This window comes from Streptomyces sp. NPDC004539 (assembly GCF_040610055.1).
Taxonomy (GTDB): domain Bacteria; phylum Actinomycetota; class Actinomycetes; order Streptomycetales; family Streptomycetaceae; genus Streptomyces.
The window spans coordinates 1-21,295 of record NZ_JBEXLS010000033.1; the positions used below are offsets into that span (position 1 = coordinate 1).

Here is a 21,295-nt window from a genome sequence, read left to right on the forward strand (position 1 = left end):
CGGCTGGTGCTGATGGCGGAAGTCCTCAGGGAGCGCCGCTCCCGGAGGCAGCCTGAGCTAGGAATCCCCCTGCTTTAGCTGGGGGAGGATGTCAATGTTCTGTCACAGGCCCGTGTGGGGTACAACCGACGTGTTGGGGTGGGGGTCTAGACAGGCGAGGAACATTCCGAGGGAGGCAGGGCATGGGGGACATACGCAGACGAGCCGCGATCGTGGCCGGGGTCACGGGACTTGTGGCGCCGCTCACGATCGGGCTCGGGGCGGGCACGGCACAGGCGGCGAGCTGTACGACGTCGGCGGGGCCGTACCAGAAGCAGGTGGAGAAGTTCCTGGGGCGGCCCGTGGACGGCAAGCAGTCCAGCGCGGACTGCAAGGCGATCCAGTCGTTCCAGACCAAGCACGGCATCACCCCGAACATCGGGTACGCGGGTTCCGTCACCTGGGGCGTGATGGATCTCATGAACAAGCAGAAGGCCGTGGGGAACAACCCCAACAAGGACGGCAAGTGCCCGACGAACAAGGGCCGGATCGCCTGTGTGAACCTGACGCTCCAGCTCAGCTGGATACAGGACGGCAAGAAGCTGGTCTACGGACCGGTCCCGGTGCGCACGGGCCGGGACGGCTTCGAGACCCGTACGGGGCTGAAGAAGATCTACTGGCGGAACATCGACCACGTCTCCACCATCTACAACGTGCCCATGCCGTACGCCCAGTTCTTCGACGGCGGCCAGGCGTTCCACTCGGTGGGCCTGAGCATGTGGAACCCGCCGGGCTCGCACGGCTGCGTCAACATGACGCCCACGGTGGCGAAGAAGTACTGGTCGCTGCTGCGCAACGGGGACGACGTCTTCGTCTACGGCCGCAAGCCCGGCACCTGACCGATCGCCGGTTTGTTCCGGGCAGTTGACGTGATCAGTAACACGGTCCGATATGCCCGGAATGAAACCTATTAACTCACGCGGTCTTCACCCCCCGCGCCGTAAGATTCACACCATGTCCATCACTGTTGAACCCCTTACCGAGCGATCGGCCGCGGAGGTCAACGAGGAGATCAGGGCCCTGTGGCTCAGGTCGGGCGGGATTCTGCGCGGAGACCAGCGCGAGGAGTACCAGCGGCTGGTGACGGAGTGGGCCGCTGTGTCCCACCGATCGGCCGACGCGGCCTGACGCCTCCCGCCTCCCTTACCTCGGGCACCCACCACGCGGTGGGTGCCCTTCTGTGTGTCCCCGGCCCCGCACCGCTCCCGGCTCCGCAACCCGCCGGCCCCGCCAACCCCCGGCCCCTCAGCTCCAGTTCGCCGAGTAGTACCGCTGGTACTCCTTGCGCTCCCGCTCCTCGCGCATGTACCGCGTGAAGAACAGCGCCCCCATGCTGGCCGCGATGATCATCAGCCCGGGGCCCACCGCCAGCGGATCGGTCAGCTTGGAGGCGAGCGTGGAGCCGATCCCGCCCACCGGAGTCGTCGAACCCGGCGCCGCCGCGCCCGGGGCGATCGCCGCCTGGGTCGCGGCGGGGGCCGGCGCCCCGCCGTTCTGCTGGGTCCCGTCCGCCTGCGCGGCCACGATCAGCTGCATCTTCGTCGCCGCCAGCGCCGCCGACACCGGCTGGAAGAACGTCGTCCCGCCCGAGGTGCAGTCACCGCTGCCGCCCGAGGTGACGCCGAGCGCGATGCCCTCGGAGAACATCGAGCCGCCGCTGTCGCCGGGTTCGGCGCACACGTTCGTCTCGATCAGGCCGGTGACCGTGCCCTCCGGGTAGTTGACCGTCGAGTTCAGCGCCGTGACCTGGCCGTCGCGCAGGCCCGTCGTGCTGCCGCTGCGGAACACCTTCTGCCCGACGACCGGGTCGGCGAAGCCGGTGATCTTGACGCCGTTGCCGTTGCCGATCGCGACGATGTCGGCGCCGTCGCCCGCCTTGCCGTTCGCGTACTGGATCAACGAGTAGTCGCCGCCGGGGAAGTTGGAGTCGACGGTCTGCCCGATCTCCTGCGACGCCTGGTTGTCCGAGAACCAGATCGAACCGTTCGGCCCGCAGTGTCCGGCGGTCAGGATGAAGTCCTGCTGCCCGTTGGTCACGTTGAACCCGGCCGAACACCGCCCGCTCGTCGACAGGATGGGCAGCGCGCCGTTGATCCGGGTGGTGAACTTCCCCTGCGTGCGCTCCATCTGGACGAAGCTGCCGATGCCGGAGGCGACCTTCGTCATCTTCGACCAGTCGTCCGCCGAGACCGTGCTGTCCGCCTGCACGACCACCTTGTTCGTGCGGTAGTCCACCGACCACGCGGTGCCCGGCACCCGGGGCGCCGCCGTCAACGTCGAGGTCGCGGACTTGAGTTCGTTCATGCTGTGGCCGACCAGCTTCGCCTGCGCGCCCGCCGCGCGGACCGCGTCCGCCGCGCTGTCGTCGGTGACCGCGACCACCGGCTTGCCGTCCGCCCCGATCCAGCTGCCCGCCGTCCGGGCCGTCCCCAGCTTCTTCGTCAGCTCGGTGCCGGTCTGCCCCGCCTCGTCGGCCGAACTCCGCACCAGCGCCGACGAGTTCGGCGTCTCACTCGCCATCGCCACCTGCGCGACCATGGCCCCTCCCAGGAGGAGTCCGCCGACGGCCGCCAGCCGTGTCACTCGCCGGACGGTGCGTCGTCGTACGTGCCTCATACCTGGCTCCCGAACCCGAACACGCGACGCTCGCCGCCGCGGGGCGCCGTGGTCGTGGAGCGCCCACTGTTCATACGCGCGCGACCGTACGGGTGTTCACCTCAAGTGATCGCGTTCTTCAGGTCGTTGCTCCCGAGATACGGCCGCAGCAGCTCACCCAGCACCGGGTCCCCCGCGCCGCTGATCTCGTCCCCGGCGATCTTGCGGGCGATCCCGGCGAGGAAGTCCGCGAGCTGGACGCGGGGGTCGCTGCGGGCCTGTACGAGCCGCATGCCGGCCAGGGCGGGGGCGCGTTCCCGGAGCCATTCGATGCGGGCCGGGGTGAGGAGGGTCTGGCGGTCGTGGACGAGGTGGACCGGGGCGGCGTCGGCGGACCAGTGGGCGGCGGTGGTGACGATCGCGGGGAAGAGGGGGTCCAGGAGGGGGATCAGTGCGGGTATTCCGGCGCGATAGGCGTACGCCTTTTCCCGGCGGTCGGTGAGGTGGGCCGGGAAAACGCTGGTAGCGGTGCGGCGGAGTGTGTCGAGAGTTCCGAAGAATTCCGATACGAGCACTGGGGAATCGACGTCGGCCCGTACCCGGAGCAGTCGATTGGCGGCCCGGAGAAAAGCGGTCCACTCCCGCGCCCCGAACTCCTCCCGCGACAGCGCCACCGCGTCCCCCGGAGTCCCGCCCAGCACCTCCACCACCCGCTCCACCAGGAACGACTCCTTGTGCACGAGCACCACATGCGCCGACCCGCACAACTCCCCGAGCAGCCACTCCAGCACCGCCCGGTGTTTCTCCCTGAGCAGGTGATTCGCCTTGTACTCCTCGGCGGGCGACCGAATGCGCCCCCTGATCTCCTCGATGATCCCCGCCGCGGATTCCACCGGGACGTCCACACTTCCGTGCGCGAAGAACAAGGTGTTCCCACCGACGAGATTCTCCCCGTCGGCCCCGGACTCGTCACAGGCGATCTCCCTCACGCCCCCATCCTGCTCTGCGGGGGTGGGGGTCGGACAGGGAATTTCCGCCGGGCGGGGTGACGAGGGCCAGCGGGGAACGGTGAGGGCCGACGAGGTCTGGTGGAGGCCGGTGAAGGGAGGTGACGGCGAGCGAAGGGGTTGGAGGCGGGGGAGGGGAGTTGGAGGCGGGGGAGGGGCGGCCAGTGCGGGGGGCTCAGCCGTTCCCGCGTCTCAGCCGTCCCCGCGCGGCGGCCGTTTTCCACGCCCTCAGCCGTTCCCGCGCGCTGCGCGTCAGCCTCTTCGAGCGCCGCCTGTTCTCCGCGCCCTAGCCGTTCCCGCGCTGCGGGTCAGCCTCTCTGCGCACCGCCTGTTCTCCGCGCCCTCGGCCGTCCCAGCGATCGTCGACACCGCCACGCGTCAACCTCCTCGCGTGCCGCCCGCTTGCCGCGCCGCAGCCCCCCCGCGTCGCCCGTCTACCGCGCTTCAGCCGCCCCCTGCACCCGCCCTCCCCTGCACCCACCCCCCTCCTGCTCTTCAGCCGTCGCCCCTCGCACCCACCCCTCCCACCCCTCAGCGGCCCCCCCCGCAACCCCCCTCTCACCCCTCAGCCACCCCCCTCCACCAACCTCGCACCCACGGCATCAAGCACCCACTCCAAGCCGCTCGTGAAGGTCGTCTCGGCGTCCACCTCCGTCCCGTCGTGGACGGCCTTGGAGAGGGCCGGGAAGCGCCCGGTGGCCAGCATGCGGGTGACGTGGGGGCCGGAGGCGCGTTGCCAGTCCTGGTCGGTCTGGCCGGAGGCACGTTCCGCACGGAGGTGGGCGATCTCGCGCCGGAGCGCGCCGGTGACGTAGGCGCTGACGGTCTCGGTGGCGCGCAGGGCGGTGTCGATGTCGGTGAGGCCGTCGAGGGCGGCGAGTCTGGCCTCGGTGACGGCGAGACCGTTGGGGCCGAGGGTGGGACGGCCGCCCAGGAGGTCGGTCAACCATTCGTGGCGCAGGGCGGTCCGCCGGGTGCGCAGGGCGAGGACGCGCAGCGCCGTCCGCCAGTCGTCGGAGGGCTCCTCGGGGAGGATCTCGGCCTGGACCTCGTCCACCATGAGGTCGAACAGTTCGTCCTTGGTGGCGATGTAGCCGTACAGCCGCATCGGACCGGCGTTCAGCCGGGCGGCCACCTTGCGCAGCGACACCGCGTCGAGACCGCCCTCGTCGGCGAGTGCGACGGCCGCGGCGACGATCCGCTCCCGGTCGAGCGGCACGGGGCGAGTCGGCGGCTCCGGCCGGTCCCAGACGGTCATGGTCACATCGTACTGTTGCGATACGTCGTAGCGCCTCAATACAGTGTATCGGCATGAGACAGCGCATCGCCGTGGTCGGCGCAGGCCCCGCCGGACTCACCTTCGCCCGCGTCCTGCACCGCCACGGCCACCCCGTCACCGTCCTCGAACGCGACCTCGCCCCCGACGCACGCCCACCGGGCGGCACCCTCGACCTCCACGAGGGCCTCGGCCAACTCGCCCTGGACAAGGCCGGGTTGTCGGCGGAGTTCCGTGCCCTGTCCCGCCCCGAGGGACAAGCCATGCGCATCCTGGCCCCCGACGGCACCGTCCTGCGCGACTGGAAACCGGCCCCAGGCGACCTGGCCAACCCCGAGATCGACCGCGGCCAACTCCGCGACCTGCTGCGCGCCCCGCTGGACGTCCGCTGGGGCCGGTCCGTGACCCACGTGGCGCCGGGCGTCCGGAACGGCGTACGCGTCCGGTTCGCGGACGGCCGCGAGGAGGTGTACGACCTTGTCGTCGGCGCGGACGGCGCCTGGTCCCGGGTCCGCCCGGCCCTCTCTCCGGTGACCCCGCACCACACCGGCGTCACCTCGGTCGAGACCTCCCTCGACGACGTCGACACCCGCCACCCCGCCCTCGCGAGGCTGATCGGCGACGGCTCCCTGGCGGTGTACGGCGTGAACCGCGGCCTGGTTGCCCAGCGGGGCGGTGGCGGTCACGTCAAGGTGTACGCCAAGTTCCGCACCCCCCTCGACAAGTGCCGCACCCCCCTCGACCAGGACGTGAACCTCGACCCGGCCGACCCCGAAGCCGTCCGGTCGAGCCTGCTCGCCCTCTTCGACGGCTGGGCCCCGCCCCTCCTCGACCTCCTGCGCCACGGCACCGCCTTCGTCCCCCGCCCCTTCCACACCCTGCCCGTCTCCCACACCTGGACCCACGTCCCCGGCGTAACGCTCCTGGGCGACGCCGCCCATCTGATGCCGCCGCTGGGGGCGGGCGCGAACCTCGCGATGCTGGACGGCGCCGAACTCGCCGAGGCGGTCCTGGCCGCCGACGACGCCGAGGACGCGGACGACGCCGACGACGCCGTCCGCGCCTTCGAGGAGCGGATGTGGGCCCGCGCCGAGCGGTGGGCCGCGATCACGACCGCCGGCCTGGAACGCCTGGTCGGTCCGGACCCCGCCGAGGCCCTCGCCCACTTCGACCGGGTCCAGCCGTCCTGACCCCCGTCCCCGCGCCGACCTCCACGTCACATCACGGCAACGTGCGCGCCATGTCTTGACATGCGGCCGAAACCGTTCGTAGCTTGAGCGCCTAATTTAGATTCGTGAAGCGAGTTCACGGATATGAACGGAGAGTGCCCATGGTGGATCGCCGACGAAGTCGTCGCCTGGCCGCCAGCCTCGGTGCCGCGGCGCTGATGTTCGGGGTCGCCGCGTGCGGCGGCTCGAACAGCGCCGGCAGTGGTGACCCGAACACCCTGGAGGTCTGGACCCGCAGCAACCCGGACCCCGCGGAGACCTACAAACGCGTCTTCGCCGCGTTCACGAAGAAGACCGGCATCAAGGTCGACTACCAGCCGGTCGTCAACTTCGACCAGCAGCTCCAGGCCCGCGCGTCCACCAAGGACCTCCCCGACGTCATGATCAACGACACGGCGCTGATGGGCAGTTACCAGAGCCAGGGCCTGCTCAAGCCGATCGACCCCGCGACGATCGCCGGCAGCGACCAGATCGACGCGAAGACCTGGGCGTCGACCGTCGGCCTGGACGGCACCCACTACGGCATCCCCTACTCCCGCCAGGCGTTCACCCTCTTCATCCGCAAGGACTGGCGCGAGAAGCTCGGCCTGCCCGTCCCGAAGACCTGGTCCGACCTGCTGACCCTGGCCAAGGCGTTCGCGGACAAGGACCCGGACGGCAACGGCAAGAAGGACACCTACGGGATGGTCGTCCCGGGCAGCGCCACGAACGGCTACGTCGCCTGGTGGGGCGCGAGCTTCCTGTGGCAGTCCGGCGCCCGCATCATCGAGCCCACCAAGACCGGCGGCTACAAGCCGGTCATGGACTCCGACGCCGCCGTCAACGCCGTCACCTGGCTGAAGAAGAACCTGTTCTGCACCGACGACAACGCTGTCATCCAGCCCGGCGCGATCACCGCCGTCACCGGCAACGCCACCAACTTCCAGGACGGCAACGCCGGGATGTACCTCACCGGCCCCTACAACATCGCCACCTACGACACCGCCCTCGGCAAGGACAAGTACGAGGTCGTCCCGGCCCCCGCGGGCCCCGCCGGCAACAACGACGTCCTGGCCGACGGCGAGAACATCTACTTCGGCGCCAAGACCGGCAAGACGAAGCAGGAGCAGGCCCTCGCCGCGTTCCTCGTCTCGCCGGAGGGCCAGGAACTCGCCATGACCGGCGACCACCAGCCCGTCGTCCGCATCCCCGTGAACTCCACGCTGAACGCGGCGACCGTCCACGACGACCCGCGCTGGGGCGTCGTGCAGAAGGCGTACGAGGACGCCTCGGTGCAGTTCCCGAACGCGCTCGACTGGGCGCCGTTCCGCCAGGACACCGCCGACGCGCTGAACTCGATCTTCACCTACTGCGGAGGGAACGTCCGCTCCGGTCTCAAGGAGCTGAACGAGACCCTCGCCGGTGACCTCAAGGACCAGGACCTGCTGAAATGACCGCGACCACCCCGACCCCGGTGCGCCGCGCCACGGGCATCGGCAGGAGAAGCGTCCTGCCGTGGGTCTTCCTCGCCCCCGCGCTGCTGCTCGCGCTCCTCTTCAAGTTCTGGCCCATGGCCAAGGGAATCTGGCTCAGCTTCTTCAAGGTGCGCCCCTTCCTCGGCGACCAGTGGGTCGGCCTCGACAACTACACGCGGGTTCTGAGCGACCACCGCTTCCAGGACGCCGTCGGCCACACCCTCTTCCTCGGCATCGGCCAGTCCCTCGGCGGCATCCTCGTCGGCTTCGCGCTCGCCCTGCTCCTGGAGGGCCAGAGCCGCTCCCTGAAGATCATGCGGACGGCCGTCTTCCTGCCCGTCGTCACCGCGACCGCCGTCGTCGGTGAGCTGTGGCGGCTGCTGTACTACCCGACCTCCGACGGCCTCCTCAACCACGTCCTGGGCTTCGTGGGCCTGGGACCGACCCAGTTCCTGGACAACCCGGGGACCGCGCTGTGGTCGACGATGGCCATGGGCATCTGGATGAGCGCCCCCTACAACATGGTGATCATCCTCGCCGGTCTCGCGGGCGTCGACCGCTCGCTGTACGAGGCCGCCGCGATGGACGGCGTCTCGCTGTGGCAGCGCCTGCGGTACATCACGCTCCCCGCGATCCGCCCCGCCCTCGGCATCGTCCTCACCCTCGCCGCCATCCGCGGCCTGCGCGTCTTCACCGAGGTCTACGTCCTCACCAACGGCGGCCCGGCCGGCTCCACCGAGGTCTGGATGACCCGCGCCTACACCCTCGGCTTCACCCGCAACGACATCGGCGGCGCCTCCGCGGCCTCCGTGGTCCTCCTGTGCGTGACGCTCCTGCTGACCGTCACGGTCAACTACTTCCGCAAGAGGGGAGACGTCCGATGAGCGCACCTGTCATCGACCCCGTCCGCGCACCGAAGACCCCGGCCGGCGCCAAGCCCGGCAAGGCCGCCCGCACCACCCCGGCCCGCTTCGACACCGCCCTCGGCTGGAGCGACCGTCCCGGTGTCGCCTGGGCCCTGCGCGTCCTGCTCTGCCTGATCGCCCTCGGCGTCTTCGCGGCCCCCTTCCTGACCATCTTCGCCGGGGCCTTCACCAAGAACCCCAGCGGCTCCTCGCTCTCCTTCCTCCCGCACCACCCCACCCTGCTCAACTTCAAGGTGGCGAACGAGCGCAGCATCTGGGACTACTTCACCAACTCCCTCGTCATCGCGGGCGGCGCCCTCCTGCTCCAGCTCGCCGTCTCCGTCCTCGCCGCCTACGCCCTCGCCCGGCACCGGTTCCGCGGCCAGGCGCTGATCATGACCCTGTTCATGCTGACGATGATGCTCCCCGAGGAGGTCATCGCGATCCCCCTCTCCCTGGTCCTCGGCCACGTCCCCGTCGTCGGCCTCGACCTCAAGGGCACCGTCTGGGGCGTCATCCTGCCGCTCGGCACCTGGGGCTTCTCGATCATGCTCCTCACCGAGTTCATGAAGGACATCCCGGACGAGATCGAGGAGGCCGCCCGCCTCGACGGCGTCGGCGAGTTCCGGATGCTGTGGCAGGTCGTCCTCCCGCTGTGCAAGCCCGCCCTCGGCGTCGCCGGCGTCCTCGGGTTCGTCATGATCTGGGACCAGTACCTGCTGCCCCTCATCGCCTCCAAGGACCCCACCGACTACACCGTCACCGTCGCCCTGTCGGTCCTGCGCACCGACCCCGAGGTCGGCTCCGGAGTCCTGCTGGCCGGCGCGGTCATCGCGCTCGTCCCCAGCCTGATCGTCTACCTGCTCCTCCAGCGCTCGCTGGTCACCGGCATCGCCGCCGGTGCCACCAAGGGCTGACCCGGACCCCCACCTGAGAGAAGACATGAAGTTCCACGGAGTGCTGTTCTTCCCGGTCACCCCCTTCGGAAAGGACGGCGGCCTCGACGAGGAGCGCCTCGCCCAGCACATCGACAACGGTGTGCGGGCGGGCGCGGGCGGTGTCTTCGTCGCCTGCGGCACCGGCGAGTTCCACGCCCTCACGCCGGACGAGATCGAACGCGCCACCGAGGTCGCCGTCAGGACCACCGCCGGACGCGTCCCCGTCCTCGCCGCGGCCGGCGGGCCCACCCCCGTCGCCCGCGACCACGCCGTACGCGCCGCCCGCGCCGGAGCGGACGGCATCCTGCTGCTCCCGCCCTACCTGGTCACCGCCCCTCAGCAGGGCCTCGTCCGGTACACCGCGGAGGTCACCGGCGCGGTCGGCCTGCCGACGATCTTCTACCAGCGCGGCACCGCCCGCCTCACCGAGGACACCGCCGCCGAGATCGCCGCCCTGCCCCACGTCGTCGGCCTCAAGGACGGCCTCGGCGACCTGGAACGCCTCCACCGCATCGTGCGCCGAATCCGCGCCGCGCGGCCGGAGTTCCAGTTCTTCAACGGCCTGCCCACCGCCGAGATGACCGCCCCCGCCTACCAGGGCATCGGCGTCGACCTCTACTCCTCGGCCGTCTTCGCCTTCGCCCCCGAGATCGCCCTCGCCTTCCACAAGGCCCTCGCCGAAGGCGACACCGCCCTCGTCGCGACCCTCCTCGACGAGTTCTACGCCCCCCTCGTCGCCCTGCGCGACGAGGTCCCCGGATACGCTGTCGCCCTGGTCAAGGCCGGGGTCCGGCTGCGCGGCCTGGACGCCGGCGGCGTCCGCGCCCCCCTCGTCGACCCCACCCCCGACCACCTCGACAGGCTCGCGAAACTCCTCGACCACGGACTGGAGACCGTCGCCGCATGAGCGCCACCCGTATCCGCGAACTGATCGTCACCCCGATCGCGTTCTCCGACCCGCCGCTCCTCAACTCCAACGGCTGCCACGAACCCCTCGCCCTGCGGATCGTCCTCCAACTCGTCCTGGAGGACGGCACGGTGGGCCTCGGCGAGTCCCCCGGCGGCACCGTCCGCCTGGAGCGGCTGGAGATCGCCGCGCGGACGGTCGTCGGCATGGACGTCTTCGACGCGACCGCCGTCAGCGCGGCCATCGACACCGCGCTGCGGCCGACGGTCGACTCCTCCCACGAACGCGGCTGGACCTCCTCCGCCGTCGAGGTCGCCTGCCTCGACGCGCAGGGCAGGCTCCTCGGCCGCCCGGTCAGCGACCTCCTCGGCGGCAGGGTCCGCGACGCGGTGCCGTTCGCCGCCTACCTCTTCTACAAGTGGGCCGAACACCCCGAGCTGAACGGCCGGCCCGCGATCACCGACGACTGGGGCGCCGCCCTCGACCCCGCCGGGATCGTCGAACAGGCGCGCCTCATGCAGGAGCGGTACGGGTTCAAGTCGTTCAAGCTGAAGGGCGGCGTCTTCCCGCCCGACGAGGAGATCGCCGCGATGCGCGCCCTCGCCGAGGCGTTCCCGGGGCAGCCGCTGCGCCTGGACCCCAACGTCGCCTGGACGGTGGAGACCTCGCGGTACGTCGCCGAGCGGCTCGACGGCGTCCTGGAGTACCTGGAGGACCCGACCCGGGGGATCGAGGGCATGGCGGAGGTCGCGAAGACCGCTCCCATGCCGCTCGCGACCAACATGTGCGTGATCGCCTGGGAGCATCTGAAGCCGGCGATCGAACAGAACGCGATCCAGGTCCTCCTGACGGACCACCACTACTGGGGCGGACTGCGCCGCACCCGTGAACTCGCCGCCGTCTGCGAGGCGTTCGGGATCAAGCTGTCCATGCACTCCAACTCCCACCTCGGCATCAGCCTCGCCGCGATGACCCACGTCGCCGCCGCGATCCCGAACCTCGACCACTCCTGCGACACCCACTACCCGTGGAACAGCGGCGACGAGATCATCGTGGGCGGCCCCCTGAAGATCGAGAACGGCGAGATCGCGGTCCCGACCGGACCCGGTCTCGGCGTCGACCTCGACCACGACGTCCTGGAGCGGCTGCACCGCCGCTACCTCGACTCGGGGATGAAGGGCCGCGACGACACCGGCTACATCCGCAACTTCCAGCCGGAGTACGAGCTGAGGCTCCCGCGCTGGTGAGTACCTAGACTGCGGACATGACACAGGACACGCCGATCGACCGGCTGGCCGCGGGCAAGTACCTGCTGATCACCAGCTACCGCAAGAACGGGACCGGGGTCTCCACGCCGGTCTGGGTGATCCGCGACGGTGACGCGCTGGGCGCCTGGTCCGCGGCCGACTCGTGGAAGGTCAAGCGGATCAGGGCCCGCGCGGACGTCATGGTCGGACCCTGCGACGCTCGGGGCAACCCGACCGGCGAGCAGGTCCCGGGCACGGCGGTGATCTGCGACGCGCCGACCTCGGCCCGGTACCGGACGCTGATCGCGAAGAAGTACGGGATCTTCGGCCGGCTCACGCTGCTCGGGAGCAGGCTGCGGCGCGGGACGGACGGGACGACGGGCATCAGAATCACCTTGTGACATGCCTGAGGGGCACGAGCCGATCAGCTCGTGCCCCTCAGGCCGTGAGAGAACTCAGGACGCGTCCGTCACCGTCCCCGTCACCGCCGTCCCCGGCACCTCCTTGCCGTCCTCGTCGGTCCGCACGATCCGCACCGACTCGGCGGGCTCCGTCACGGAGTCCTTGACGGTCTTCACGTCGAAGTCGGCGGTGGTCTTCCCCGCCTCGACGACGAGCCACACCCAGACGTCGGCCTTCGACAGGGCCCGCTCCGGGTCCGGCGACTGCCCCGAGTAGTCGGCGAGCCACCGCGGATCGACGTCCTTCGTCGACAGTTCGGTCCCCGAGGTCACCGGCACGACCCGCAGCGGGTAGTAGATGTCGACGTCGGCCGTCTGGGCGAGCGTCATCCGCCACAGCAGCGTCCCGCCCTCGGTCACCTGGTCCGTGACCGGTACCAGCGTCGACTTCGGCTCCGGGTCGTCGTTCAGCGCGGTGACCCCGCCCCGGTGGTTCCCGACGACCGCGCCCCGCACCGCCTTCACGACGATGTCCTGCTGCCGGTCGTACCCGAACCGGGTGTCGCCCTTCACCCGCACCGGTACGTCGATGGTGTTCGCGCCCGGCCGGACGGTCACCACCTTGTCAGCGACCTTCCCGGACACCGGGTCGATGACGTAGTACCGGACCTGCCCGCTGCCCTTCCCGGACACCTTCACCGGCACCCGGTAGGTACGGACCCCGGAGTCGCCCTCCTTGACGGTGAGCCGGCCGACGTCGACTCGGGGCAGCGCGGCGGCCTGCGTGGCGGGGGTACCGGGGCGCCAGCCCCACGCGTCCACCAGCCACGCCTTCCCGGACGCCGAACGCGGCGTGATCTCCAGGGACTTGACGCGCTTGAGGTCGAAGGTCTTCGCCGTCTTCAGCGGCACCCGCACCTCACGCGCCCAGTAGGAGGCGGTGCTCGCGCTCCCCGGCAGCCCGTCCACGGCGACCTGCCCGAGCTTCGCCCGGCGGTTCGCGGAGTCGACGAGGGTCACGTCGAGCTTGGTGCCCCTGCTGTTCGGCGGGACGAAGACGCGCAGCGCGAGCGCCTGCGAACCGGCCAGCGACAGCGGCTTCGCGGGGCTGATCCGCGCGGCCGTGCCCGGCTTGGACCAGGAGACGGCGACCGCGCGGCGGCCGGACTCCCGCTCGGTCTCCCACTGCGCGAAGTGCGGGGAGGACCCCTTGGCCCGGTCGAGCCCGCACGTCTTCTTCGTGTCGGGGTTGACCGCGTCGCACAGCCGCGCGCCGGACACGGTCACCGAGGCGTCCGGCAGGAACCCGGCACCCCGGTTCGCGCCGACGGCGTGCGTGAGCACCTGCGCCTTCCCGGCCGAGGGGGCGCGGACCGCGCTGCCGTCGAGGAGCGGGCGGACCCGGTCGTCACCGGCGACGAACAGCCGCGCGGCGGCGGCTATGTAGACCGCGCCCGCCTGGTGCTGCTGGTCGGCGGTCAGCCGGGTGGCCTTGCCGGGGGTGCAGACCGGGTCCGGGTGGTCGGGGTCGCTGCCGAAGTCGTCCCAGGCGGGGGCCTGCGCCTTGCCGGGCGTCCACTCCGTGTTGAAGTAGTTGTGGTTCGCGCCGACCACGTAGACCGCGCTGTGCAGGGCCTTGCCGTTGCTGACGGCGCGCGTGCCGTCGACGTACACCTCGCCCTGGAGGTCGGAGACGTCGCCGTCGCAGCCGGGCAGGATCGTCGCGGAGGGGACGTCGGCGACCGGGTTCTGGCCGAAGATCGTCGGTCCGATCAGGACGGTCCCGCTGATGTGCCAGCGCGCCTTGCCCGGTGCGCCGTCCTGCGCGGCCGGCGGCGGGTACAGGGTGTCCATGGCCGCCCGGTTGACGCCCTCGCCGCCGCGCGAGTGCCCGACGAGCAGCACCTTCGACAGGTCGGTCTTCGGAGCGCCGCGGACGACGCCGGGTGCCGACGACGGTTTCGCCGCCCAGTCGGCCCAGCGGGCGAGGTGGCGGCGGACGAGCGAGGAGCGGGCCTGCGCACCGGCGTCCGCGGCCTCCCAGTCCTGGCCGTTGATGCCGTTCGCGGAGATGGAGACCGTCACATAGCCCTGGGACGCGAGGAGTTGCTGGTCCTTCACGTACCCCTGGTAGCTGGGGATCTCCTTGTAGCCCTTGGCGCAGGGCCAGGCACCGGACGTGTCGTCCTCGGCGCCGGGCTTGTAGCAGGTCGAGTGCCGGCCGTGCAGGAAGAGCGCCACGGGACGCTTGCCGGCGGCGCCCTTGGGGGCGATGACCAGGCCCCGCATCTCCACGGGCACCTTGAAGCCGGGGAGTCTGACGGAGGGCAGGGAGTACTCGCCGCGCGTCGTGCGGTACGGGCCCGGCTTGCCGGGGTCCACCGGGTTGGCCGGCGGCGCGGGGGCCGCCGCCGGGGCGGCGAGGCCGGAGGGGGCCGCGGACTCCTCGGTGTCCAGCCGGCGTCCGCTCGCCTGGACTTCGAGGTTCTGGAGGTCCGCGAGCTGTTCGGCGGGGGACGCGTCGTCGAGGGCGAGCTTGAACGTACGGCCGTCGGCGGCCGGTCGCGGGACGCCCAGGAGACGGCCGTTCGCGTGGAACTCCACGCGGGCGTCGCCCATGGGCACGGGCTGCGGCGCGCGCCACAGCAGATCATGGCCGGAAACGCGCCAGCCGGGCGGAAGCGTGTTCGCCGCCGACGGCTCCTGCTGCGCCGCGGCCAACCCCGGTGAACCCGCCAGGACCGCGAGCGCGGCCACGGCGGTGACACCTATTCGCCGGGAACGGGACAAGGGAGTTCCCTCCTCGCACATGGAGTGCGGGCGTCCCGTCGGAACCGGGCGCCTCGCACGTCACGAAGGATGCGAAGCGCCGTCTGTGGGTTGACTGTGAGCTGACTGTTCAGACTATTGACCGAACATTTCGAGCCAGTCGACGAGTCAGCTCCAGGAGCGGTACGGCTCGTCGAGCAACTGGAACACCGGCTCGCCCCGCACCGGGTCGTGAGCGGTCGTCAGCCGCACCCGGTCCCCGCTGTGGATGCCGATCGCCGGACCGATCACCCGGCCGCGGACGACGAACCCCTCGGTCATCTCGACCATCGACACGTTCCGCGCGGCCGGGGTGTTGCGGTGCACGACCGTCGAGTGGCGGACGGTGCCGGTGCCCTCGCTGCGCTCCGTGCGCAGATCGCTGCCCCGGCAGACCGGGCACAGGACCCGGTGGTACATGGCCGTACCGCAGTAGTTGCAGCGCTGGAAGAGGATCGCCTCGTGGTCGGCGGTGCGGCGGTCGAGTACGGCGGCCCCGCCGGCCGCCCGCTGCGTGGCGTTCGTGTGGTGGTACACGCTGATCGACTCCCTGCGCTCGCGCGGACGGAACGCACGGTGCGCTGTCCGTGCCACCGTGCACACGGTCAGCGTATGGCACTCAGTGCCAACCGTAAAGGCACTGCGTACCCCTGAATTGGGGTCACCTACCCCTACTGGAGACCCCGACCCAGCGTCGTCTCGATCTCCTGGACCACCCGCCACAGCGGCGCGTCGCGCCGGGAGACCACCACGACGACGTCCTCGGCGCGTTCGGCGGAGCGCGCGGGGGAGCCGTAGGTGCTCTGCACGTACGTCAGCGCGTGGTCGACCATCGCGTTCGCGTCGCCCGTGCCGTCCGAACGCAGCCACGAGCGCAGGGCGTTGTTGTGCGCGGCCACCACGGCCGCCGCGATGACGTCCGCGCGCAGGATGCCGTCCGGCCGGCCGGCGAAGCGCGCGCGGAGGTACTCGGCGAGGGCGCGCTCGTAGCGCCACACCACGGACAGCTCGTAGGCGCGCAGCCCGGGGACGCGTTTGGTGAGCCGGTAGCGCTGGACGGAGAAGGAGGGGTTCTCGGCGTACATCCGCAGGACCAGGCGGGCCGCGTCGCAGACCCGGCGCACCGGTTCGCGGCCGGGGTCCTCGGCGGCGAGGAACGCCGTCATGTCCGCGAGACAGCGCTCGTGGTCGGGGAAGACCACGTCCTCCTTGGAGGGGAAGTAGCGGAAGAACGACCGCCGTCCGACCCCGGCGAGCGCCACGATGTCGTCGACCGTGGTCTGTTCGTACCCGCGTTCCAGGAAGAGCCGGAAGGCCGCCGCGACCAGCGCGTCCCGCATGGAGGGCTTGCTCATGGCACGGAACGTAGCACGCGACGGCACTCAGTTCCCTGAACCGGGGGGCCGGGAGGGAACTGAGTGCACCGTGGGGCGTTACTGGCGCTCGGCCGCCTCGACCACGTTCGTCAGCAGCATGGCGCGCGTCATCGGGCCGACCCCGCCGATCGGCGGCGCGAAGGAACCGGCGACATCGCTGACGTCGGGGTGGACGTCGCCGAGGATGCCCTCGACCGTGCGGGTCAGGCCGACGGACAGGACGGTCGCGCCGGGCTTGATCCAGTCCGGGGTGACGAGGTGGGCGACGCCCGCCGCGGCGACCACGACGTCCGCCTCGCGGGCGTGCGCCGCGACGTCCTGGGTGGCTTCGTGGCACAGCGTGACCGTGGCGTGCTCGGTGGCGCGGGTCAGCATCAGGCCCAGCGGGCGGCCGACGGTGATGCCGCAGCCGATGACGCAGAACTGCTGGCCGGTGATGGCGACGTTGTTGCGGCGCAGCAGGTCGATGATGCCGCGCGGGGTGCAGGGCAGCGGGCCCGGGATGCCGAGGACGAGACGGCCCAGGTTGGTGGGGTGCAGGCCGTCGGCGTCCTTGCGGGGGTCGATCAGTTCGAGGACCGCGTGCGTGTCGATGTGGGCCGGCAGCGGGAGCTGGACGATGAAGCCGGTGCAGGCCGGGTCCTCGTTGAGCCGCAGGACGGCCGCCTCGACGTCGGCCTGGGAGGCGTCGGCGGGGAGTTCGACACGGATGGAGGCGATGCCGACCTGCGCGCAGTCGCGGTGCTTGCCGCCGACGTAGGAGCGGCTGCCCGGGTCGTCGCCGACCAGGACCGTGCCGAGGCCGGGGGTGATCCCGCGCTCCTTGAGCGCACTCACCCGCAGGGCCAGCTCGGTCTTGATGTCGGCTGCGGCGGCCTTGCCGTCGAGAAGTGTCGCGGTGGTCACGGGAGCGGGACCCTTCGGGTGAGGAGGGGGAGGACGGCGAAGAGACGGTCGGGAGCCGGTGACGTCCTCGGCCCCCGTCCCTCCATGTTACGTCGTCCGGGTGAAAGATCGGATATCGAGCCGGGCCTGAACCCCGCCGCCCGCGCGCCCGTATCTCTCCCCGGGGATTCGTAGGAGAGGGGAGAGCGGCGTGCCGACACCGCAGGGCGGCGGCGAGAACTTCGAGCGTGAGGTCCTGGAACCCATCGTGGTCCTCAGGCCCCGCCGTACCGACGCGCTCGCGGACCTGTTCCGCGAGCTGACCGAACTGAGCACCGAGGACACCCCGGGCCAGGAGAAGACCCGTACCTACGAGGCGGTGAACGTCTCCGCGGAGCCCGAGACCCAGCGCATCCCGCCGGTCCCGCCGCGCCCGCGCCGCACCCCGCCTCCGCCGCCCCCGCCGGCCACCGGCAAGGGGGTGCGCCGCGCGGCCGGCGTCATCGCGATCTCGGCCGCCGTCCTGGTCGGCTTCGCGGCGGCGATCCTCCTGCTGCCCGGCCGCCAGAGCGACGCGGTGGCGGCCCAGCCCCCGGTCAGCAGCGCCCCCGTCGAACAGGCCCCGGCCCCGACCCCCGCCCCGAGCGCCCCCGCCGAGGACCCCGACGGCGCCGGCGTCCTGCGCGAGGGCGCCAGCGGCGCGGAGGTCGTCAACCTCCAGGAGCGCCTGCGCCGTATCCCGAACGTGTACGACAACGGTTCGACGAACGGTGAGTACGACGCGACGCTGACCGAGGCCGTGGCCCGTTTCCAGCTCTGGTACGGCATCCGGGGCGACGAGTCCGGGGTGTACGGCGACAACACGCGCCAGGATCTGGAGTCGCGGACCTCGTGACACCCGGGACGCGGTGAGTGTGTCCCATGTCACAATGCGCGCTGGGCCGGTGGGCGTTCGGCACTCCGGCCCACCGAGCCGAAAGCCGTGCCATGAACGTCACCCGCGTCCCGGGCCTCGTGCTGCCCGTGATCTCCCTGGTCTCTCTTCTCGTGGGGCTGATCTGGTACTGGCGTCAGCGGCGCAAGGAGGGGGACTGAGCCGCGAGCGCCTCGGCCACCGCCCGCACCCCGCGCGCGAGGTGCTGGAGCTGCGTCAGCTCGGCCGCGTACATCTTGATCGTGTGCTCGATCGCCGCCTCGTGCAGGCCCAGGGCCGGGAGGTCCGCGCGGGCGGTCTGGAGGGCGGTGCGGGCCACCCGGACCTCCTGCTGGACCTGGAGGTGCGCGTGCCGGGCGAGCAGGACGGGGTGGCGCAGCAGCGCCGGATACCCGGCGTAGCGGGCGGGGACCAGCTCGCGCAGCCATTTGACGGCGGAACGCTCCCAGTCGTAACTGCCGGGCGTTTTGACGTGCCGGGGCCAGTCCGGGCTGAGGCGCGGCGTCGTGAGACTCATGGGCGTGGCTTCCGATGTGCGGCGGTGCGACCGTCAGCAGTATTTATATATGCCGTCACCTTTGCAAGCAGTATGAAAACATTCACGCTTTCACGCGGTGCCCCACACGTTCCGGCTACCCGCCCGTAACGGGGATCGGCCAGGTCAGTCGGGCAGGAAGAACCGGTGCCGGTCCGCCACCTGCTCGTACTCCTCAAGACGCGCCTGCGTCCGCTCCGGGCCCGCGTCCGTCATCGCCTGGAGGAGCGCCGCCGCCATCACCCCGGGCGCCGCGTACGAGTCGAACACCAGCCGTGAACCGGTCCCCGTCGCGAACGTCACGTCCGCCTCGTCGGCGATCGGCCCCAGCGCCAGGTCCGTGATCAGCGCGACCTTCAGCCCGGCCCCGCGCGCCACCCGCACCGCCGTCAGCGTCTCCTGCGCGTGCCGGGGCATCGAGAACGCCAGCACCCACGTCCCGCCGGCCTCCCGGGACTGGAGCAGCGCGTCGTAGGCGACGCTCCCGCCGCGCGTCACCATCCGGACGTCCGGATGGACCCGGCGGGCCGCGTACGTGAAGTACTCGGCGAGCGACGCGGAGATCCGCAGGCCGAGGACGGTCAGCGGCGTCGACCCCGACAGGGCCCGGCCGACCTCGATGACCTGGTCCGGGTCGGCGAAGTCACGCCGCAGGTCCTCCAGGTTGCGGATCTCGGCGTCCACCGCCGCCTGGAGCTCGTTGCCCCGGTTCACCTCGGCCGGGCCGCGCGCACCGAGGGCGAGCGTCTGGAGCCGCTCCCGCAGCGCCGGGTAGCCGCTGAAGCCGACGGCCGCCGCGAACCGGGTCACCGAGGGCTGGCTGACCCCGACGCGTTCGGCGAGGTCGGTGATCGACAGGAGGGACGCCTCGGTGAGGTGCTCGATCAGGTACTGGGCGATGCGGCGCTGGCCGGGGGAGAGGTGGGGGCCGTCGAACAGGGCCCGCAGCTGGGAGGTCGGGGAGAGTTCCGTCTCCGGGACGGCCTTGCCCGAGGTGATCGCCGACGCCTGGGCACGGGCCTGCTGCGGCGAGGGTCCGGGCCCGTCTCCTTTGTCTGCCACGCGCCTCAACATAACCCACTCCAAGATCGGCTCACCGCCGGTAGACGGTGATCGAGTGCCCCACGTCGGCCACCGCCCGGCTGGTCCGCAGCAGCTCCGCCAGCCGCCCCCGCGCCTTGGCCGCCGCCGAGTCCGACACGACCAGCAGCCCCCGCACCCGCGCCTCGGGCACCGCCAGCGGATCTCTCCCCCGGACCCCGTAGTACGACGGCACCCCGGCCCCCTTGTAGACCAGCCACATCGGCTCGTCCCCGTACCTCTCCGCGAGCCGCCCGAGGTCCTGCCCCCAGTCCACGTTCGAGTCGTGCAGCCGCAGATGCGTACGCGCCGGACCTCCGAACGCCTCGTTGGAGTACGGCAGATAGTAGGGAAACGTGCGCAGCGAACTGACCGCGACGAACATCACCAGCGCCCATGGGACCCACGCGGCCGACAACGCCGGCCAGGGGCGCGGGGAACTGCGCGAACAACCACGAAGCACCCGCGGACGGCCGGCGGCCCACAGCGGCACGCACCCCGCCGCCACCGCGAGGAACATAGGCAGGAAGACCGCGTACCGCGTCCCCAGATCCCGCGACCCCGTCATCGCCGACGCCAGCAGCACCCCGGCCGGCAGCAGCACGAACACCGCCGCCCGCCGCAGCCTCGGTACCGCCAGCATGGCCGCCGCGCCCGCCGCCCACAGCGCGAGCATCCCCAGCGGCGTCTTCACCAGTAGCGCGGCCGGCAGGTAGTACCAGCGCGCCCCGCTGTAGAGGTGCCCGAACAGGAACCCCTCCCAGTGCTGGTTCTCGAACCGGAACTGCACCCGCATCCCGTCCCGGTAGGACGGCGGCACCGGCAGCAGCCGCACCACCAGCCCCCGCATCCCCCGCACGACCGGGATCTCACCCGGCGCGGGGCTCCACCGCAGCCGGGGGTCCACCACGAGGTACGACACCCACACCACGGCGAACGCGCCCGCCGTCACCCCGGCGGCCCCCACCAGCGCCGTACGGCGGCTGGTCCGCCACAGCGCCACCACCGCGAGCCCCGCGAACACCGGAACGGCCGTCAGCGTGCTCATCTTCGTCGCCAGTGCCGCCCCCAACGCCAGTGCGGCGAGCGGGAGATACAGCCGTGGACGCCGGTCCGCGCGCCACAGCAGCCACGCCGACGTCAGCAGGAACCCCGCCGCCGGGACGTCCAGCGTCGCCAGGGAGCCGTGCGCGATGACGTCCGGCGAGAACGCGTACAGGGCGAGCGCGACGAACGCGCCCGCGCGGCCGGCGACGTCCCGCGCGAAGAAGAAGACGACAAGCCCGAACAGCAGGGTCAGGGCGATGACGGGCAGCCGGGCCCACAGCATCAGGTCCCACGGGTCGTTGCCGGACTCGTAGAGGAGGTGACGGCCGAGCGCGCCCTGGTCGCCCGCGAAATCAGGGTCGACATGAGGGTCCGCGAGCGCCACTCCGGCGGCCACGATCAGCTTGCCCAGCGGCGGGTGCTCGGGGTTGAAGCGCACCTCGTGCGCGTGGAGGTAGTCGGCGGCCGTCCCGACGTACACCGGCTCGTCGATGGTCGGCGTCTGCTCGACGGCCGTCGTGACCATGACGGCGGCCATCTGCGCCAGTAACAGGAAGACCAGGAGAGGCGCCCACCAGCGGCGGGTGAACGTCCGTAGTGCCGTGTTCGCCATCGTCCGTCCTGGGGAGCCG

20 protein-coding genes are annotated in these 21,295 nt (G+C 71.4%); 10 read left to right on the plus strand and 10 right to left on the minus strand.

The window, feature by feature from the left end; all coding sequences use genetic code 11:
• Positions 1 to 182: 182 nt before the first annotated feature.
• Together ABZX85_RS43160 and ABZX85_RS43165 are read left to right on the plus strand one after the other, a co-directional pair.
• Positions 183 to 878, plus strand: a complete 696-nt coding sequence (locus ABZX85_RS43160; RefSeq protein ID WP_355882292.1) for a L,D-transpeptidase — start codon at positions 183 to 185, stop codon at positions 876 to 878.
• Positions 879 to 993: 115 nt separating this feature from the next.
• Positions 994 to 1,167 (plus strand): hypothetical protein, encoded by a 174-nt coding sequence (locus tag ABZX85_RS43165; protein ID WP_355882295.1) that lies wholly within the window; start codon positions 994 to 996, stop codon positions 1,165 to 1,167.
• A 117-nt stretch (positions 1,168 to 1,284) separates the two neighbouring features.
• Here the strand turns inward: ABZX85_RS43165 and ABZX85_RS43170 are convergent, their stop codons facing one another.
• The 3 genes from ABZX85_RS43170 to ABZX85_RS43180 all read right to left on the minus strand — a co-directional run bounded on the left by ABZX85_RS43170 (position 1,285) and on the right by ABZX85_RS43180 (position 4,899).
• Positions 1,285 to 2,622: a S1 family peptidase gene (locus tag ABZX85_RS43170; protein ID WP_355882298.1), complete on the minus strand. Its 1,338-nt coding sequence runs from the start codon at positions 2,620 to 2,622 to the stop codon at positions 1,285 to 1,287.
• A 134-nt stretch (positions 2,623 to 2,756) separates the two neighbouring features.
• A complete protein-coding gene (locus tag ABZX85_RS43175) occupies positions 2,757 to 3,623 on the minus strand; it encodes a hypothetical protein (protein WP_355882301.1) in 867 nt (288 codons plus the stop codon).
• Between the two features lie 583 nt (positions 3,624 to 4,206).
• Complete coding sequence (locus tag ABZX85_RS43180) at positions 4,207 to 4,899, minus strand: TetR/AcrR family transcriptional regulator (protein WP_355882304.1); 693 nt, start codon at positions 4,897 to 4,899, stop codon at positions 4,207 to 4,209.
• Between the two features lie 53 nt (positions 4,900 to 4,952).
• Here ABZX85_RS43180 and ABZX85_RS43185 point away from each other — a divergent pair, with 53 nt between their 5' ends.
• From ABZX85_RS43185 to ABZX85_RS43215, 7 genes are all read left to right on the plus strand, one after another.
• Positions 4,953 to 6,107, plus strand: coding sequence for an NAD(P)/FAD-dependent oxidoreductase (locus ABZX85_RS43185; protein WP_355882307.1), 1,155 nt, complete (start codon positions 4,953 to 4,955; stop codon positions 6,105 to 6,107).
• A gap of 140 nt (positions 6,108 to 6,247) precedes the next feature.
• Positions 6,248 to 7,579, plus strand: coding sequence for a sugar ABC transporter substrate-binding protein (locus ABZX85_RS43190; RefSeq protein WP_355882310.1), 1,332 nt, complete (start codon positions 6,248 to 6,250; stop codon positions 7,577 to 7,579).
• Positions 7,576 to 8,484 carry a sugar ABC transporter permease gene (locus tag ABZX85_RS43195; protein ID WP_355882313.1) on the plus strand — a complete coding sequence of 303 codons (909 nt, stop codon included), beginning with the start codon at positions 7,576 to 7,578 and terminating at the stop codon, positions 8,482 to 8,484. Before ABZX85_RS43190 ends, ABZX85_RS43195 begins: the two co-directional genes overlap by 4 nt.
• Positions 8,481 to 9,422 carry a carbohydrate ABC transporter permease gene (locus tag ABZX85_RS43200; RefSeq protein ID WP_355882316.1) on the plus strand — a complete coding sequence of 314 codons (942 nt, stop codon included), beginning with the start codon at positions 8,481 to 8,483 and terminating at the stop codon, positions 9,420 to 9,422. Before ABZX85_RS43195 ends, ABZX85_RS43200 begins: the two co-directional genes overlap by 4 nt.
• A gap of 25 nt (positions 9,423 to 9,447) precedes the next feature.
• The gene (locus ABZX85_RS43205) at positions 9,448 to 10,350 is read left to right on the plus strand and encodes a 5-dehydro-4-deoxyglucarate dehydratase (RefSeq protein ID WP_355882319.1); all 903 of its coding nucleotides are present in this window, start codon (positions 9,448 to 9,450) and stop codon (positions 10,348 to 10,350) included.
• On the plus strand, positions 10,347 to 11,597 hold the full coding sequence (locus ABZX85_RS43210) for a glucarate dehydratase family protein (protein ID WP_355882322.1): 1,251 nt from the start codon (positions 10,347 to 10,349) through the stop codon (positions 11,595 to 11,597). The genes ABZX85_RS43205 and ABZX85_RS43210 overlap by 4 nt, the downstream gene beginning before the upstream one ends.
• A 17-nt stretch (positions 11,598 to 11,614) precedes the next feature.
• Positions 11,615 to 11,998, plus strand: coding sequence for a PPOX class F420-dependent oxidoreductase (locus tag ABZX85_RS43215; RefSeq protein ID WP_355882325.1), 384 nt, complete (start codon positions 11,615 to 11,617; stop codon positions 11,996 to 11,998).
• A 54-nt stretch (positions 11,999 to 12,052) separates the two neighbouring features.
• On the opposite strand, the gene ABZX85_RS43220 is transcribed toward ABZX85_RS43215, so the two are convergent.
• From ABZX85_RS43220 to ABZX85_RS43235, 4 genes are all read right to left on the minus strand, one after another.
• Positions 12,053 to 14,788 (minus strand): hypothetical protein, encoded by a 2,736-nt coding sequence (locus tag ABZX85_RS43220; protein ID WP_355882328.1) that lies wholly within the window; start codon positions 14,786 to 14,788, stop codon positions 12,053 to 12,055.
• Between the two features lie 147 nt (positions 14,789 to 14,935).
• Positions 14,936 to 15,343, minus strand: a complete 408-nt coding sequence (locus tag ABZX85_RS43225) for a hypothetical protein (protein ID WP_355882575.1) — start codon at positions 15,341 to 15,343, stop codon at positions 14,936 to 14,938.
• A gap of 134 nt (positions 15,344 to 15,477) precedes the next feature.
• Complete coding sequence (locus tag ABZX85_RS43230) at positions 15,478 to 16,146, minus strand: TetR family transcriptional regulator (RefSeq protein WP_355882578.1); 669 nt, start codon at positions 16,144 to 16,146, stop codon at positions 15,478 to 15,480.
• A gap of 93 nt (positions 16,147 to 16,239) precedes the next feature.
• Complete coding sequence (locus ABZX85_RS43235; RefSeq protein ID WP_355882331.1) at positions 16,240 to 17,088, minus strand: bifunctional methylenetetrahydrofolate dehydrogenase/methenyltetrahydrofolate cyclohydrolase; 849 nt, start codon at positions 17,086 to 17,088, stop codon at positions 16,240 to 16,242.
• 190 nt (positions 17,089 to 17,278) lie between these two features.
• On the opposite strand from ABZX85_RS43235, the gene ABZX85_RS43240 reads away from it, so the two are divergent.
• Positions 17,279 to 17,962: a peptidoglycan-binding domain-containing protein gene (locus ABZX85_RS43240; RefSeq protein ID WP_355882334.1), complete on the plus strand. Its 684-nt coding sequence runs from the start codon at positions 17,279 to 17,281 to the stop codon at positions 17,960 to 17,962.
• A gap of 175 nt (positions 17,963 to 18,137) precedes the next feature.
• Here ABZX85_RS43240 and ABZX85_RS43245 read toward each other — a convergent pair whose 3' ends face one another.
• From ABZX85_RS43245 to ABZX85_RS43255, 3 genes are all read right to left on the minus strand, one after another.
• Positions 18,138 to 18,518 (minus strand): hypothetical protein, encoded by a 381-nt coding sequence (locus ABZX85_RS43245; protein ID WP_355882337.1) that lies wholly within the window; start codon positions 18,516 to 18,518, stop codon positions 18,138 to 18,140.
• A gap of 144 nt (positions 18,519 to 18,662) precedes the next feature.
• Entirely contained in the window at positions 18,663 to 19,598 is a 936-nt protein-coding gene (locus ABZX85_RS43250) for a MurR/RpiR family transcriptional regulator (RefSeq protein ID WP_355882339.1), read from the minus strand.
• Between the two features lie 31 nt (positions 19,599 to 19,629).
• On the minus strand, positions 19,630 to 21,276 hold the full coding sequence (locus tag ABZX85_RS43255) for a phospholipid carrier-dependent glycosyltransferase (protein ID WP_355882341.1): 1,647 nt from the start codon (positions 21,274 to 21,276) through the stop codon (positions 19,630 to 19,632).
• Between the last annotated feature and the right edge of the window lie 19 nt (positions 21,277 to 21,295).

Bases quoted from the DNA above. Each gene is read 5' to 3' on its own strand.
- ABZX85_RS43185 (WP_355882307.1), top strand. From the start codon at position 4,953: ATGAGACAGCGCATCGCCGTGGTCGGCGCAGGCCCCGCCGGACTCACC.
- ABZX85_RS43205 (WP_355882319.1), top strand. From the start codon at position 9,448: ATGAAGTTCCACGGAGTGCTGTTCTTCCCGGTCACCCCCTTCGGAAAG.
- ABZX85_RS43210 (WP_355882322.1), top strand. From the start codon at position 10,347: ATGAGCGCCACCCGTATCCGCGAACTGATCGTCACCCCGATCGCGTTC.
- ABZX85_RS43180 (WP_355882304.1), bottom strand. From the start codon at position 4,899: ATGACCGTCTGGGACCGGCCGGAGCCGCCGACTCGCCCCGTGCCGCTC.
- ABZX85_RS43230 (WP_355882578.1), bottom strand. From the start codon at position 16,146: ATGCGGGACGCGCTGGTCGCGGCGGCCTTCCGGCTCTTCCTGGAACGC.
- ABZX85_RS43255 (WP_355882341.1), bottom strand. From the start codon at position 21,276: ATGGCGAACACGGCACTACGGACGTTCACCCGCCGCTGGTGGGCGCCT.
- ABZX85_RS43245 (WP_355882337.1), bottom strand. From the start codon at position 18,518: ATGAGTCTCACGACGCCGCGCCTCAGCCCGGACTGGCCCCGGCACGTC.
- ABZX85_RS43165 (WP_355882295.1), top strand. From the start codon at position 994: ATGTCCATCACTGTTGAACCCCTTACCGAGCGATCGGCCGCGGAGGTC.
- ABZX85_RS43215 (WP_355882325.1), top strand. From the start codon at position 11,615: ATGACACAGGACACGCCGATCGACCGGCTGGCCGCGGGCAAGTACCTG.
- ABZX85_RS43195 (WP_355882313.1), top strand. From the start codon at position 7,576: ATGACCGCGACCACCCCGACCCCGGTGCGCCGCGCCACGGGCATCGGC.
- ABZX85_RS43160 (WP_355882292.1), top strand. From the start codon at position 183: ATGGGGGACATACGCAGACGAGCCGCGATCGTGGCCGGGGTCACGGGA.
- ABZX85_RS43190 (WP_355882310.1), top strand. From the start codon at position 6,248: ATGGTGGATCGCCGACGAAGTCGTCGCCTGGCCGCCAGCCTCGGTGCC.
- ABZX85_RS43200 (WP_355882316.1), top strand. From the start codon at position 8,481: ATGAGCGCACCTGTCATCGACCCCGTCCGCGCACCGAAGACCCCGGCC.